At 53.5% G+C, this 15,330-nt stretch carries 11 protein-coding genes; 10 read left to right on the top strand and 1 reads right to left on the bottom strand.

Annotation, left to right across the window (positions count from 1 at the left end):
- Nucleotides 1-105: 105 nt before the first annotated feature.
- From K8I04_06070 to K8I04_06080, 3 genes are read left to right on the top strand one after another with little or no spacing between them, the layout of a single operon-like run.
- Nucleotides 106-1,656: an oligosaccharide flippase family protein gene (locus tag K8I04_06070; GenBank protein MBZ0071275.1), complete on the top strand. Its 1,551-nt coding sequence runs from the start codon at nt 106-108 to the stop codon at nt 1,654-1,656.
- Nucleotides 1,653-2,834, top strand: coding sequence for a glycosyltransferase family 4 protein (locus K8I04_06075; protein ID MBZ0071276.1), 1,182 nt, complete (start codon nt 1,653-1,655; stop codon nt 2,832-2,834). The genes K8I04_06070 and K8I04_06075 overlap by 4 nt, the downstream gene beginning before the upstream one ends.
- A 45-nt stretch (nt 2,835-2,879) precedes the next feature.
- A complete protein-coding gene (locus K8I04_06080; GenBank protein ID MBZ0071277.1) occupies nt 2,880-4,010 on the top strand; it encodes a glycosyltransferase family 4 protein in 1,131 nt (376 codons plus the stop codon).
- A 102-nt stretch (nt 4,011-4,112) separates the two neighbouring features.
- On the opposite strand, the gene K8I04_06085 is transcribed toward K8I04_06080, so the two are convergent.
- Nucleotides 4,113-5,561 carry a hypothetical protein gene (locus tag K8I04_06085; protein MBZ0071278.1) on the bottom strand — a complete coding sequence of 483 codons (1,449 nt, stop codon included), beginning with the start codon at nt 5,559-5,561 and terminating at the stop codon, nt 4,113-4,115.
- Nucleotides 5,562-6,233: 672 nt separating this feature from the next.
- Between K8I04_06085 and K8I04_06090 the strand changes: the two genes are divergently transcribed.
- From K8I04_06090 to K8I04_06120, 7 genes are all read left to right on the top strand, one after another.
- Nucleotides 6,234-6,992: a DUF1566 domain-containing protein gene (locus K8I04_06090; protein MBZ0071279.1), complete on the top strand. Its 759-nt coding sequence runs from the start codon at nt 6,234-6,236 to the stop codon at nt 6,990-6,992.
- Between the two features lie 746 nt (nt 6,993-7,738).
- Complete coding sequence (locus tag K8I04_06095) at nt 7,739-8,785, top strand: FkbM family methyltransferase (protein ID MBZ0071280.1); 1,047 nt, start codon at nt 7,739-7,741, stop codon at nt 8,783-8,785.
- Nucleotides 8,786-9,472: 687 nt separating this feature from the next.
- Nucleotides 9,473-10,402: a malate dehydrogenase gene (locus tag K8I04_06100; protein MBZ0071281.1), complete on the top strand. Its 930-nt coding sequence runs from the start codon at nt 9,473-9,475 to the stop codon at nt 10,400-10,402.
- Nucleotides 10,403-10,656: 254 nt separating this feature from the next.
- Nucleotides 10,657-12,021 (top strand): TIGR03013 family PEP-CTERM/XrtA system glycosyltransferase, encoded by a 1,365-nt coding sequence (locus K8I04_06105; protein ID MBZ0071282.1) that lies wholly within the window; start codon nt 10,657-10,659, stop codon nt 12,019-12,021.
- A gap of 263 nt (nt 12,022-12,284) precedes the next feature.
- Entirely contained in the window at nt 12,285-12,884 is a 600-nt protein-coding gene (locus tag K8I04_06110; GenBank protein MBZ0071283.1) for a polysaccharide biosynthesis/export family protein, read from the top strand.
- 30 nt (nt 12,885-12,914) lie between these two features.
- On the top strand, nt 12,915-14,453 hold the full coding sequence (locus tag K8I04_06115; protein ID MBZ0071284.1) for a hypothetical protein: 1,539 nt from the start codon (nt 12,915-12,917) through the stop codon (nt 14,451-14,453).
- Nucleotides 14,454-14,457: 4 nt separating this feature from the next.
- Entirely contained in the window at nt 14,458-15,300 is an 843-nt protein-coding gene (locus tag K8I04_06120) for an AAA family ATPase (GenBank protein ID MBZ0071285.1), read from the top strand.
- Nucleotides 15,301-15,330 lie beyond the last annotated feature (30 nt).

Consider the following 15,330-nt stretch of genomic DNA (forward strand, 5'->3'; position numbering starts at 1 on the left):
AGAGGATGTACCGGCTCACCTGTATTGCGACTCCAGGCCCGTGACAAAGGGTTGTGAACGCAAGAAAGTTGGATATACATGCAATAACAGGTAATCAGGCTTCGCATGTCGACAACCACTTCGCGAGTGTTCAAGAACATCAGCGCCAATTGGCTCGCGCTGTTAATCAATATTGTCATTTCTTTTTTTCTGGCGCCATTCGTCGTCAACCACCTCGGTGCCGAGATGTACGGTATCTGGGCTGTCGCGATGCAGTTCACCGGGTACATCTACCTGATGGATTTTGGTGTCAGGGACTCATTGATCCGCTACACAGCAAAATACCGTGCCTCCGGTAATGCGCTGGCGTTGAGACGTATACTCTCGGTTGCAATATTGATTTACCTGCCTGTCTTTCTAGCTGCCTTGTTGGCGGCGGCCGGCATCGCTTACGGATTGTCGAAATGGGCCAATATCGAGGGTGAACTCGTCAATGCCGCACGCATCACCGTGTTCCTGGTGGGTGCCAGCATCGCCTCTACATTTCTGTTCAATATCTATACTGGCCTGCTGCAGGGTCTTCAACGCTTCGACGTCACCAATAGCATCTATGTGGTGATCGGTTTGCTCAGGGCGACAACGATCGTCATCGTGCTGAAGGCTGGAGGAGGCGTGGTCGAGATGGCCTGGATACAGTTCGGTTTTACCGTACTGGCCGGGATTGCCTGTTATTTCGCTGCTAACATCTTCATGAAGCAAGCCGGGCTGAGCCTGCGACCGGCTCGTGTGACCGGACGGAAGCTCCGCGCACTGCTACGCCTCGTGTCTGGCTACAGTGTGTACGTCTTTATCAACAATATCGGCCAGAAGCTCGCTTTCGCCACCGATGCCCTGGTCATCTCCCTGTTCATGCCAATTGCGGCAGTAACGTTTTATGCGATCGCCGGCAACCTGATCAGCTATTTACATGCCCTGGTCTCCGCGACTGCCACAGTTTTCACTCCAGTTGCGAGCCAGTATGCCGCGCGCAAGGATAAGGAGGGACTACGCATGCTCATGCTCAGATCCACTCGACTTAACCTGATGATAGGCCTGCCTATCGCCTGCACTTATGTCATGCTGGGAGATATTTTTATTGGTCTATGGATGGGGGACCAATTCGTCGAACAGGCCAGTATGGTATTGCTGATTCTCGGCCTAACACAGATACTTTCATTCCCTCATTACTCAATCGCCAGCATTCTGTACGGGATAGGCCGTCACCGGACGCTGGCTTTTCTACGAATGGGCGAGGGCATCATCAACTTAGTATTGAGCATGATCTTGGTCCAGTCCATGGGATTGATGGGTGTCGCACTAGGGACAGCGATTCCTCATACTGTGATTTTCGGTGTGATCCTACCGATACATGCCTGTTCCTTGCTGGGTATTTCCTGGTGGAAATACATAACAAGCAGCTTGGTGGGGCCACTACTGAACGCGATACCATTCATGCTGGCCGCATGGTTTGTGCATGAGGAGGTAGTACCGACAAACCTGGTATCTTTCTTCTCAATTGTTGCCGTATTGTGTTTCCTATATGTGATTACCGGATACAGGCTTTGCCTCAATGGCGAAGAACGCGGCATGGTCCGCGCACGCCTGCAGCGATATCTTCCAGTAAGGCAGGCACGGTGAAGCGGCGCATATTATTTCTCGAGCACAGCACCGATGGCACCATCGGAGGGTCACATCTTTGTCTTCTGGAAATTTGTCACAATCTTGATCCGAATAAATTTCAGGCAGTCGTGGTCTTTTTCGAATCCAACCCGCTTATCGATGATTTTCGTGCGACGGGTGCTGAAGTACATATACTGAAACTAGCAGCTAACTGGGTTCCTCCGAAATTCATACCGAATTTTGTGGCTCGGGTACTCAGTTTTTCTGTCAACCTTGCTCGCGTTCTATTGGTCCGGACGGCGGCATGGAGTCTGTTGCTGCGGCGTCTGAAGATAGATATCGTCCATATAAACAATGCCTGTGGCTATGACCATGACCTGATGTTGGCGGCTCGATTGACCCGAAAGCCATGTCTGGTACACGAGCGCGGAATACAGCCGTATATCGGTTATCGCACACGGTATTTTGCAAATCGGGTAGACCGTATAGTGGCGATCTCGGATGCGGTTGCCGATAATCTTATAAGCCAGGGAATCCATCCAGAACGGATTGTAAGGATTGACGATGGTATTGATGCAAGCCGCTTTACCCAGCACGAATCTGAAACGGTTATACGTGCTCGATATGGCATTGATGCTGATACGCCAACAATCGGTATCGTCGGTAACATCAAAAGCTGGAAAGGACAGCACATCGTTGTCGATGCTGTTGGTATCCTGATCCGAGAGTATCCGCGGTTGCGTTGCCTGGTCATCGGCAGTGTCGCTGATACAGACTATCATCAGGAATTGCTTTCTCGCGCCAAATCGGCAGGTATCCCGAGTTCTTCGTTGATTTTTACTGGTTATGTACCACACCCGGCGGATCTGATGCGGGTCATGGATATCGTTATCCATGCCTCAGTAGAACCGGAGCCCTTCGGTATTGTCCTCCTGGAAGCGATGGGCTGCGGAAAACCATTGATTGCCACCAATATCGGAGGACCGAGAGAAATCGTTGTGCATGGAGAAACTGGGTTGCTGGTCAACCCGGGAGACCATGAGGCACTCGCGCGCGCCGTATCTGATCTCCTTGCCGATCCGGTGGGAGCAAAGCGCATGGGTGAAAGAGCGCGTGTCCGTTATTATGAGCGCTACACCATACAAAAAAATGTAGCAGCAATCGAGCGTGAGTATTTGGCCTTATTGAGGCACTAGGGCGCATATGCTTGCTGCATATCCACCAATAGGATGTCTGGCGACGTGAAAAAGTACAAGATCCTCATCACGATCAGCGAGCTTATGTACAGCTCCCAGGTTAGAAACTTGTGTGACTTGGTTTCAATGCTCGATAAGAACAGATTCGATATCGAGATCGGTGCGTTAGCGACGGGTGACGAGGCTCATGATGAAGTAGCCAAGCTTGGTGTGAAAATCTACCGTCTGAGGCTCCTGCCGACACGAAAATTTAATTTCTCGAACTTGATCGATTTCGCGAAAAGCCCGTTCATCATTGCTTTCAAGCAGTACCACCTGGTGCATTCACTGCTCTATCAGGCGCCTTTTACCGAGCCATTCTTTTTCAAGCTCCTGACCAGAACCAAGTATGTCTATACCAAGTCAAATCTGGAATGGGGGAACCACCCGGAAAACTGGAAATGGAAATGCCGGCTATCGGACCGCATTGTGAGCATTTCTGCAGCAACCGATAAACTCCTCGATGAAAAAGGGTTCGGTGACAAGAAGGCCAAAATCTACTTAGGCATCGATACGGGCCATTTCAAACATTCTGACCAAGCACGTTCCGACATGCGTGCCCGGTATCAAATTCCAGATGACGCCATCGTGTTCGGATGTGCCGCACAGTTCATAGAATGGAAGGAGCATCTGACCGTCTTCAGTGCATTTTGCAGGCTGGCGGATAAATATCCGAACATCTACCTTCTCTACTGCGGACCAAACCATAACGACGCCTACTATCATGAGGTGGTCAACGAGATCAATTCAAGCCGATACAGTGACCGAGTCAGGATGCTCGGTACACTTAGTGACATGCCGAGTTTCTATTCGGCCATCGATTGTTTTGTACTCGCCAGCCGATATGAGACCTTCGGCTATGTTTATGTGGAAGCCATGAGTTGTCATCGCCCCGCGATCGGCTGCAGGGTTGCCGGCCCGCTAGAGATCATCGACGAAGGGGAAACCGGATATCACACGAAAATATCCGATCCGGACGATCTGTCAGCCCAGATGGAGAAATACCTGTTGGCACCCGAGTTGATCGAACGCCATGGCGATGCGGCACGTAAGCGAGTTATCGATTTGTTCTCAAAAGAGACAATGGCGAGAAAGACTCAGGAGCTTTATCTCGAGATGCTTGAGGGCAGGGGATAGATACGGGACGCCTGCTTCGGTCAGACAGCCCATAACCAGTTAATGAATCGGGCCGAACCCCAATGGGATGCGACCCGTTTCTGACCAAATATCCTACGTCTGTCAACGCACAATCTCGATATCGGTCGGTGGACTCGGTGCGGCGAAGGCATTGGTAACCGTCGACGTTGGGCCAATAACTTCGTTGCCTGTGACGTAAGCCCCGATGGGGATGGCATCCGAAGTGGAACCATTACCATTCAAATCCAGGATGTCGATACCCATGCTGCGGAGTGGCGAGCCACTGGACAGGCGAAAATCTGTGGAACTGACGTACTGAGGGTTCAGAGCAGATGTAGCCACCGTGTCTTTATTGAAAGTGCTTTGCCATCCGCTGAGTGAATACGTGCGGTATGCGATATAAGCACCTGCAGTATTTGAATAGTAGTTGTTGTGTGAAAATGTCGTCGCGCTGATGTTGGCATTGAAAGCGGTATCCCAAGCTGCGACGCCGGCAGAACTATTGGTCACAAGATTGTTCCGGAAGGTCAAGTCGCGATAGCCATTGTATCCTGGCCGCAAAAGAATGGCGGCACCTTCATTACCCCCCGAGAGGCCGACCCGATGGAATGTATTGTTGGCAACGGTCACCTTGGCGGGTGAAACGCTATCATAGCCGATGAAGATCACGCCGCCGAATGTTGCATCGACGATCAGGTTTCGGTAGACATACGACATCGACAGGTTAGCAGCGCTGCCGATGCCACCGAACTGGATCGCGTTAGAGACATTATGGATATAGTTGTTGCGCAAAGTGATCCCATGCTGAGGGAGATTGTCACCCGGGTGGTCACCCTTGATGAAAATACCGGTTATCGCATTGAAACACTCATTGTGCTCGAATATTGAGTTCGCGACGTCATAGGTCATGATGCAAGCAGCATTCATACCGGTATCGGTGAAGCCGGATATGACGTTGTTCGCCAGTATGATGTTGCTCGCCCGTTCGACGCGGATACCAACGTGATTGTCATTCCAGTTAATGACGCGGCCGATGATGCGGGCATTCTTAATGGTGATATGATGTGAATCCCACACGGTCACGGGCCCCGTATCCGCGGTGGTGGAGATGCTTGTCTCGTTCAGAATGAACCCATCCCAGACAATATATGAGCGGCTGAGCGCGCCGATGATCGGCTGAGCACCGGTCGAGGCGGTCAGATACACGTCGCCGTTTGCGCGGATCGTGATTGGTGCATTTGCTGTGCCGTTGTTCGTGGGGTTATAGATTGGATTCAAGCGGGAATTCGTCGCCGCGCTAGTACCATAAGTACCTGCAGCAACATTCACGTTATCACCGGCACGGGCAGCTTCTGATGCGTTTTGGGAGGCAATAGAAGTACTCCCCCACATCGCACGACCCAGTGTTCTCCAGGGCGACGCTGCGCTATTGTTGGAATAGCTAACGCTATCATTACCTGTTGCGCCGTTCACATACAATTCCTTGGCTTGGACGTTGAAGGCAAGAATTCCGATTGCCACGGCAAACAGTACTGAATAGTTACGCATCATAGACCCCGCTCACTTCCCATTTGCTATAAAACTAATGAATTCGACCCGATATAGCTGCTCCGGTCCGTTATCGTGGCATGCCCATCGGGTTAGCGTGCAGTGTTGCCTCAGGCTGAGCAATAGGCTGTGATCGATTGCCCAAATACGAATTGTTTTCGCTCGAAGTGTGGACGGGCTCTCATGATCCCGTTATTACGCATAATTTACCGGGCCCCGAACTGCTTGGTCGAATCCTGGTTGAATTGATTTGCACAATGATTAAGCAGAGCCCATCCAGATGCTATGATGAACCGCACACAAGCGCTCCATCTCTAGTAAATACCGGTAGGAATAGACGAGATAAGTCCTGTTTGTCGACAAATTGAACACGTGTAAGAATGCCTTACAAGCTAATTGGCTAGATTATCATGTTGATTGATAAGTATAAATTACCGGTTCTCCGTAGCCTCCAACACAGGATGTGTTGGATAAATTTACACTTCCATCCTCAATTAGGCTAATTTTATGGTGGGGAATCCACATCTTACATTTTGATTTTTCACAGTAAATGCCCCTTACATAATTATGGTGGCACGGTAATTGCTAATATAGCTCATAGGGTATGTCGATATTTGCCTGGCACGCATTGCCGGTCGTCGGCAGCACAGATGGTTCAGGTTTGGGAGGTGATGCATGGATAAGTTGATTGGCTGCGCGACGGCCGTGGTGCTCGCGTGTGGGGTCACGGTGGCTGAGGCATCTCTGATCGATCGCGGTAACGGACTTATCTACGACGATGTGCTGGACATCACCTGGCTCCAGGACGCCCGGTTGGCTGCCTCCGCCACTTTCGGCACTCCAGGTATCCGAGTGGATGATGCAGGCAATCCGGGCGCGATGACCTGGGATACGGCCTTCAAGTGGATTGAGGCTATGAATCATGCAGGTTACAAGGGCTTCAATAACTGGCGCATGCCGACGGTGACGCCGGTTAACGGTTCATATTTTCAATACGATGTTTCCTACGACGGCAGTACGGACAAGGGCTTCAACAATACCTCGACCAGCAATGAACTGTCGCACCTGTACTACGTGGGTTTGGGCAATCTCGGGCTATGTTCGACCGATAACCCTGTCGGTTCTGACAGTGATTCCTGCAATCAGAGTGTCGGTGATACTTGGGGCCTGCAGAACACCGGCCCCTTCGATAACCTGATCGCGGGCCGCTACTGGACCAGTGTGCACGATACCCGTCCTGACCAGCAGCGCGCATTCGATCTTGACGCCACTTTCGGGCAGATGGGTACGGGGGCTACGAATGGGTATAAATTCGTCTGGGCGGTCCTTGACGGCGATGTCGCGGCCGTTCCCGTTCCAGCTGCCGCATGGCTGCTGGGTTCTGGCCTAGTGGCTCTTTGGGGGGTGGGACGTAGCAGGCGCCATACCTCCTGATACACGTGGTGCCCCGGAGGACCACACCACTGTTGCGGCGCAGAACTTATAAAGCTGATCGCACCATTCCATACCCTTCTGCAGTGCTCTGATCAACTTTCAGCAGAAGGGGGGAAGAGCCAACCTCGCTACTCAGCCTCTCATGATTGCGATCACCAAACGGTGTCCGGCACCCTGTCACTTCAACCAAGCGTAGCTGATTGTCTCGGGCACGGCCGTTGTGTGCCAGCCAATTCAGCCAGACCTTACCCCAGACCTTTCTCCCGCCAACTAGCGTACTCCCAATCAGAGTCGGGGGTAGTTGTCATGCTGTTCGAGTACTTCGGCGAGGGTGCGTTGTCCCAGCGACCGTTGCGGTCGCACGTGCTGTAACCCTGCCGGCCGGCCTCGACGACGTCGCTATCTCGATCGTCAGGCTCTCGTGGTTGTAGTCGTCTACTGTCGTGAGCAGGTGGATGTGGTGACCGTCGGGCGGAACATTATGCACGAAGTCCATTGAGCTGCGTTGTCCTAGTACAGTCGGGGCCTGCGTCGGCAGCGAACGCACCTCGGCCTGGCGACGACGTTTGGTTCGGCGTGGGAATTGCAAAAGCCTGCTTCGTCATACTAGCGCTCAATGCACTTTTGATTGATAACGCCTGGCCCCTCCGTAGTAGTACCGCCAGACGCGGCGAGCTAGTGGAGATAAGAGAAAAGAATAGTATTTGCCCAGCCAATTCGCGAGAATACCGAGGGCCTGGATTTCCTTGTCCACCCTTTTCCTCAACCATATACTTAAGGTTTGTGTGAACAATAATAGCCTCGAAAAAATAACGTCATATCTTGATGGTGAAAAAATCACCCTGTTTGATATTGGTGCACGTTACGGGATTCACCCAAGATGGGGTGGTATCGCATCAATTCTGAGGGTGTATGCCTTCGAACCCGATCCAAAGGAATGCGCGCGCATCAATGCAAGTGCGCAATCTCTGCCCTATCAGCTGGAATGTCTACCTTACGCCTTGGGTGATGACACTCAGAACGCTGTACCGCTATATGTTTGTAAGGACCCCGGCTGCTCCAGCCTATATCAGCCGAATATGGAGTTGGTCCGCCAATTCCATTTCGGGGAGAGCATGGAGGTTGAAAGTACCCTCCAAGTCTCCATCAACCGCCTGCAAGATGTTTGTGAGCAATATAAACTCCGCCCCGATGTTATAAAAATAGACACCCAAGGGTATGAACTGAATATCCTGAAAGGGGCGGGTGCGTCACTGGAGGACGTGAAGCTCGTCGAACTGGAAGTGGAATTCAATGAGCAGTACCAAGGTCAGCCGTTATTTTCCGATATCGATCTGTATATGCGCAGTCGTGGTTTCGCACTACTGGGGCTGAGGCGCACCTATTGGCGCAGAAAGGTCAGTCAAGAGAGCCTCAAGACGCCCTTCGGGGGTCAGATTATGCATGGCGATGCCATCTACTATAATGAAAAATTGCTCAATGATCGCAGGCGCATTTTATCCAGTGCCGATCTGATCAGACTCTGCATCTTGCTTTCGATCTACCAGCAAGATGATTTCGTGGCCTATTTGTTGACTCAGTCGCATCCGGCAGTTCGCGCAATACCCGAACCGGAGCGGATCGCACTTGCCGTCGCCTTGCAGAATCATACTTCCCGCATGAATTCCTTCATTGGTCGATTGCTGGATTTGGTCCGGAAACGGTTTTGGTTGCCGCATACGTCATTGCGCGGCATGGTGGACAATCTGCAGAGCAAACACGCGAAAGATTGGCATGACCCAGACTTTCATTGATCTGCGGTACCATGAGTTGCAGGTGACCGTACGGGCAGGTCGGGGCGCTGGCGTTTAAGAATTTTCGCTCTATCTGATCAGTGCTCTTGGCCTTTCGACACATCCTTGGGCCATACGACTGACGACGACAACAGCAACTCTGGAATTAGGCATAACCCGTCCCTCCGTGATCCATGGCGGCTAAGATCGGGAAACGGATCTTATCTGTGATTCATGAAAAGCCACGGTGCGTCACGATCAGCATGACGAGGTACAAGCCTGGAAGGTAGTCAAAACGCAGGAGCAGAAGGGTGACAAGACCTCGCACGCGATCCTGCGTACGAGGTCTTACGGGATGCGGTCAAAACATTCTGCAAACCCCAAAGACATCTTGTCAGATGGTTTGCAGAAAACACGCGGACTTCCTGTCTTGCGCAACCAACCTTCCCTGTCACGGCGGAACATACACCACTTCGACAAACCCCGCAATCCCAGAATGACTGTCGCCTCAGGGGGCTCTGAATGCCGGATGGAGGGTTGGGGGAAGTGGCATATCGCTTAAAACGATATGTCGAGAGCGACACCATTTCGGATAATGATGTGTATGGTGGGAAATTGTCGCAGGTGTCATTTAATGACGGTCGCGAACGCTATCAGTATGGCAATAGCGCTAAAGTAAGCGAATGTCGACCGTAGGGGCGGGGAGGTATGAAAATCTCGATAATAGGTGCCGGCCAAGTCGGTGGCCAGGCTGCTTTCCTGGCGGCGGCCGCGGGCCTCGGCGATGTTGTGCTGGCAGATACTAAACCAGGACTCGCCCGAGGAAAGGCGCTGGACATCGGGCAATCTCTCGCAATCACCGCTGGGGATGCCACGATTCTGGGGACCGAGGACCTGGCGCAAAGCGCGAACTCGGATGTGATCGTGGTTACAGCGGGTCTGGCGCGCCGGCCCGGCATGACCCGCCATGATCTGCTTGCGGCGAATGGGAAGGTCGTGATGGCCGTCGTCCCAGAGGCGTTGCGGTGGTCGCCGGATGCCATTGTCATCATCGTAACTAATCCGATCAATACGATGACATACCTTGCGTACAAGGCAAGTGGCCTGCCACGAGAGCGTATCATCGGGATGGCAGGGATGCTGGACAATGCGCGTTTCGCCTATTTCATCGCCAGCGAGCTCGCCATCCCGGTGAGGGACGTGACATCCTGGGTGATTGGTGATCACGGCGATTATCTCGTGCCTGTGGTAAGCCAGACGCGGGTAGGGGGAGTGCCTCTGGCGGAACGGATATCGATGCCGCAACTCGATCGGGTATGCACACGGACACGGAATGCCGGGACAGAAATACTGACCCATTTACAGGAAGGCAGTGCCTATTTCGCACCCGGCGCGGCCATCTGCAGAATGGCGAAGGCGATTGGCGACAATGAACAGGCCGCTATGCCTTGCTCAGTCTATCTTCAGGGAGAGTACGGCGTGAAGGACGTCATTGCGGGGGTTCCGGTTGTCCTTGGCCGGAGAGGCCTGGCGGAAATCGTTGAATTCGACCTTGCAGTCGGTGAGAAAGAACAGTTCAGCGCGGCGGTGACCCATATTCAGGAGATTAACCGGCAAGCGCTCCGGCTGATTCCCTAACATATTGTTTTTGATATACTTAAATGTAAGCCGATGCTTACAGTGCATTGCTGATCCAAGCCATATCAATTTCACGCTAAAAGGTACTACAGTAAGTCGAAATACTACCTGCACCGGTTGTCAGGCAGACAAGAACGATCTGGAATATAATCATGAGTAAAATCAATAATATCGCACATATGAGCGGCGAAGAGCCAACGACGGTGTATTCATCGCACCGCCTCGGCCGCACGGTCCAGTTTGCCCAGCACCACATCCCCACGGGCTTCGTCATTCTCGGGCTCCTGGAAATGGCCATGTTCATGCTGGCATTTTATGGTGGAGTGGAGCTTCGGTTCCTGGTCTCGGCAGGCAAGACGTATGTCGGCCCCCTGTTGCCAAAGGCGTTTCTGTTTTCTCTTGTGATGCTGAGTTCGCTGATCGCCATGGGAGCCTACAAGCGTGGCACCAACCAGAGTTTCGTCGCCATGGTGGTCCAAGTTGCAAGCGCCCTTGTGCTCGGTATGTTGCCGCTGGCGTTTCTGTACTATTTCGCCCCCTTGTTCTTTCTCGGGCGCGGTGCGCTGGGTCTCGCCGTGATCCTCAGTTTCATTCTCATTGTCATCACACGACTGGCCTTTGATCGGCTCGCTGATCAGGAGCGCTTCAAGTCGCGTGTTCTGGTCCTCGGCACCGGTTCACGGGCCAACCTCATCCGCAAAGCAGTTGAGGGCGGTGAGCTGAATGGACTGAATGTCGTTGGCTTCGTACGACTCACCACCGAAACGGGGGCACCGCGCAAGGGCGATATTCTGTCCGACGACCAGTCATTGGTCGATATGATAAGCAAGGCTGACGTGGATCAGATCGTGCTCGCGGTGGATGATCGCCGGAAGGCGCTGCCAGTACGCGACATTCTGGATTGCAAAATGAGTGGCATAAGCGTCGTTGATCTCCTCACATTTTTCGAGCGTGAAACAGGTAAGGTGCGCCTCGATATCCTGCAGCCGAGTTGGCTATTTCTCTCAGACGGCTTTCGTCTGAACGCCCTGCGCAAGGTGAGTAAGCGGATTTTCGATATCAGCATTGTATTGCTCATGCTGCCCATCGCGCTGCCGTTGATGCTCATGACCGGCTTGGCGGTATTCCTGGAAAGCGGTGGACGCGGTCCGATTCTCTATCGCCAGACGCGGGTCGGTGAGCATGGTCAGTTGTTTCAAATAGTCAAATTCCGCAGCATGCGCGTCGATGCGGAATCGGATGGTCCGCGCTGGGCGAGCGCGAATGATGCGCGTATCACGGTTGTCGGTTCGTTCATTCGCCGCACCCGGCTGGATGAGCTCCCCCAGCTCTACAACGTCCTGAAGGGGGAGATGAGTTTCGTCGGCCCCCGTCCGGAACGCCCGGAGTTTACCCGGGAATTGCGCAACAATATCCCCTACTACAGCGAGCGCCATCGCGTGAAACCCGGACTGACTGGATGGGCGCAGATCCGTTACCCTTATGGCGCCAGCCAGGACGATGCAGTCAAGAAACTCCAATACGACCTCTATTATGTAAAAAACTACAGTATATTCTTGGACTTACTGATATTATTTCAGACGGCCGAGGTCGTATTATTGAGAAGGGGTGCTCATTAGGAGCACGGGGAACGGCGCCACCATTGCGTACGGGTAGCACGACAATTTGTCCTATACCAGCGCCGTACCTGGCGTACTAAATATTCAATATCAAGTGTTTATCATTGATTCTCGATGCCCGATCCGAACACGCGCCGTCCCGGCAGGGTGGCGGCGTATGGTTGTCGTGGAATCTTGCTAGCCATTTTATTACCACTGGCTAGTCCATAATGAACGGTGCTACACAGCAGGGGAACGATATGCGCATACGTGGCTTGTGGCTCATGCTGATGCTCTGGACGCTGGCGGGGTGCACTACCGTCCCGCTGCCCCCCACAGAAGGCCCGGCACAGACCGGCGAGGGGGGCGCTCAGGCGTCGGAATATTTCATCGGTGTCGATGATGAAGTACAGGTCAATGTCTGGCGCAATCCCGAGTTGTCGATGAGCATGCCGGTGCGGCCGGACGGCATGATCTCGTTGCCGCTGATCGGCGATGTGCAGGCGGGTGGCCGGACGCCGTCGGCGGTCGCCACAGAGGTGCGTGAACGCCTGTCTCAGTACGTACGTGACCCCAACGTTACGGTGATCATCACTGAATTACGGACCCACGAATATATCTCGCGTATCCGCGTGACGGGCGCTGTACAGACGCCGACATCGATCGCCCACCGGCAGGGGATGACGGTTCTGGACGCCGTATTGCAGGCCGGTGGCATCAACGAGTTTGCGGCGCCCAGTCGGGCCAAGCTGTACAGGAAGATCGGCAACGAGACGAAGGTCTATCCGATCGATCTCGGCGGTATCCTGCAGGAGGGCAAGCTGGCGACCAATTATACATTGCAGCCGGGTGACATCATTACGGTTCCCGAGCGCCTGTTTTGACATCCAGAATCGGCAGCTGAGGCTAATCGCGTGGCGACACCGCTTGAAAGTTTTATCCGTTTCACCCTGATCGAGACTGCGCGCCATCGGGCGTTCGTAGTCGTCAGCTTCGTGTCGTTGATGTTGGTCGCGCTGTATGTCGGCATGAACTGGCCCAAGATATACACCTCGTCGACCTCCATCTACGTCCAGGAACAGAACATCATGGGGCCACTGATGCAGGGCGCAGCGGTGCAGACGGAGGTATTGGACCGGTCGAGGATCGCGCGTGAAATCATTGATGGGCGCAAGATTCTTCTCAAAGTCCTGGAGAAGACGGGACTGGATACCCAGGCAAAAAATCCCGCCGATCTGGAACGGATGATGGAAGGTATCCGGCAACGCACCACCGTAACCGGACGCCCCAACCTCATTACGATCGAGTATCGAGACAGTGACCCCGAACTTGCCTATGCGATAACCAAATATCTTGCCAATTTCTTTATCGCCGAGAGCCTTGCGGACAAGGCCAGAGAGAGCGAAGGGGCCTTCGAGTTCATCGAAAGCCAGGCACAGGCATATAAACAAAAGCTGCTCCAGTCGGAGGAGGAATTGAAGAATTTCCGGGCCGAAAATCTGGAAGCCAGGCCGGGTATCATTGGGGAGATCGGCCAGAGAAATGCTGCACTGTCCGCCCAGCTGGAACAGATATCTCAAGACCTGAGCGAAGCACGTATCCGCCGGGCATCGCTGGTGAGACAGCTCTCCGGGGAGGCGGAAATGGCCACCAACTTCTCCCGCGCGGAGCAGAATAAGACCCGTATTGCCGAATTGCAGTCTCAGCTCGATACCTTGCGGCTGAGCTATCACGAGACCTATCCGGACATCATCCACCTGAAGGCTCAGATACAAGATCTGCGCTCAGCCATCGCGCGTGAGGGTAATACCCAAGGCACGAGGGGCCAGGGAACATCTTCCACAGTAATTGATGAGCGTGTTCTGGCGAATCCCGTCTATCAGGAACTGCAACGAACGCTCTATCAGACCAATACCCTGATCGAAACACTGACATCCAGGTATGAGAACACCAAACGGTCGCTGGAAGAACAGATGGAGCTTGGCAAACGGGTTCAGGATTACGAGGCCCGGCTGGCGGAATTGACCCGCGATTACGAAGTCAACCGGGAGATCTACGCGGATCTCACCCGCCGGCGAGAATCTGCCCGCGTGTCGATGAATCTGGACCGTGAGCAGAAGGGCCTGACGATGCGCATAGACGAGCCTCCTTACGTACCGCATAAGCCGAGCGGGCTGCAATTCGTTCATTTTGCCATAGGTGGGCCGATTCTGGCGCTGTTACTCCCGATAGGGGTAGTAGTGGCCTTGCGGAAACTGGATCCACGTATCCGCTCGGAGGAGCGCATCGTGGAGGAACTGGGGTTGCCGGTACTGGGTGTGCTACCGCATATGCTGGTGCCGATTGAGGGAAAGCGCGAAGTAGCCAGTTCGCTGCTGCTGTCCTTGCTGCTGCTGGGCGGAATTGCGGTGATGGCAGTCATCGTGATACAGCGGGTCAGCGGACAGGGATGATGCAATGAGTAAAATACAAGAAGCATTAGACAAAATCCGCGCTGGCCAGGAATTGCTGCCGCCGCGGAAAACACCGTCTCCCGCCATTTCGGGGCGCGCTTTGAAGGCTAATACAGAAACACTGCCGAATGCTGGGGGCGGTGCCGCAGAAATCACACTCATGGGGGAACAGAGCTATCGGTCGCCGACCGAACTTGTTGCCCTGCGCACCATCAGTGGCGCGATGTCTGATGGTCTGGTCCTGAATGCCATTCGCGAACTGCGCACCTCAATTCTGCAGCGTCTCGATGAAGGCAAACGAATCGTGATGGTCACGTCCACGACCCAGCGGGCAGGCAACACTTTCGTTGCCAGGAATCTGGCTGCTGCCATAGCGCTGGATGAAGGCAAGACAGCGCTGATTGTCGACTGCAACCTGAGAGGCCCCTCTGCCAGTCATTTGGCATTGGGCGAGGACAGGCCCGGGCTGCGCGAATTTCTCAAGAACCCCGAGCTCAGCGCTGAGGACATCATTCACAGAACAGGTATCGCGCGGTTACGCATCATTCCCGCAGGTAACGATATGGAGGGAATGCGGGAATTCTTTACATCCATCAGGCTAAGAGAGCTGATGGAAGAGTTGGAGCAGCGCTATCCAGAACGGTACATCATCGTAGATGCACCACCGATTATGCACGCTGCTGATGCCCGTATTCTTGCGGACGTCTGTGACCATGTCGTGCTGGTTGTGCCGTTCGGGAGGACAACGACAAAGCATATCATTCAGTCGGCAAAAGCGATTGGCAAGGAGAAATTTTTAGGTATCGTTTTCAATGACAAGCCCGAGTTGCCGAGGGTGTGGTGGTGATGTGTAGCGATCAAGAGTGTAATGCCCTGC

Source organism: Gammaproteobacteria bacterium, assembly GCA_019911805.1.
Taxonomy (GTDB): domain Bacteria; phylum Pseudomonadota; class Gammaproteobacteria; order Thiohalobacterales; family Thiohalobacteraceae; genus JAHJQQ01.

Excerpts from the sequence above, each read along its gene's own strand:
- K8I04_06070 (MBZ0071275.1), top strand. The coding sequence starts at position 106 with ATGTCGACAACCACTTCGCGAGTGTTCAAGAACATCAGCGCCAATTGG.
- K8I04_06085 (MBZ0071278.1), bottom strand. The coding sequence starts at position 5,561 with ATGATGCGTAACTATTCAGTACTGTTTGCCGTGGCAATCGGAATTCTT.
- K8I04_06090 (MBZ0071279.1), top strand. The coding sequence starts at position 6,234 with ATGGATAAGTTGATTGGCTGCGCGACGGCCGTGGTGCTCGCGTGTGGG.
- K8I04_06100 (MBZ0071281.1), top strand. The coding sequence starts at position 9,473 with ATGAAAATCTCGATAATAGGTGCCGGCCAAGTCGGTGGCCAGGCTGCT.
- K8I04_06110 (MBZ0071283.1), top strand. The coding sequence starts at position 12,285 with ATGCTGATGCTCTGGACGCTGGCGGGGTGCACTACCGTCCCGCTGCCC.
- K8I04_06120 (MBZ0071285.1), top strand. The coding sequence starts at position 14,458 with ATGAGTAAAATACAAGAAGCATTAGACAAAATCCGCGCTGGCCAGGAA.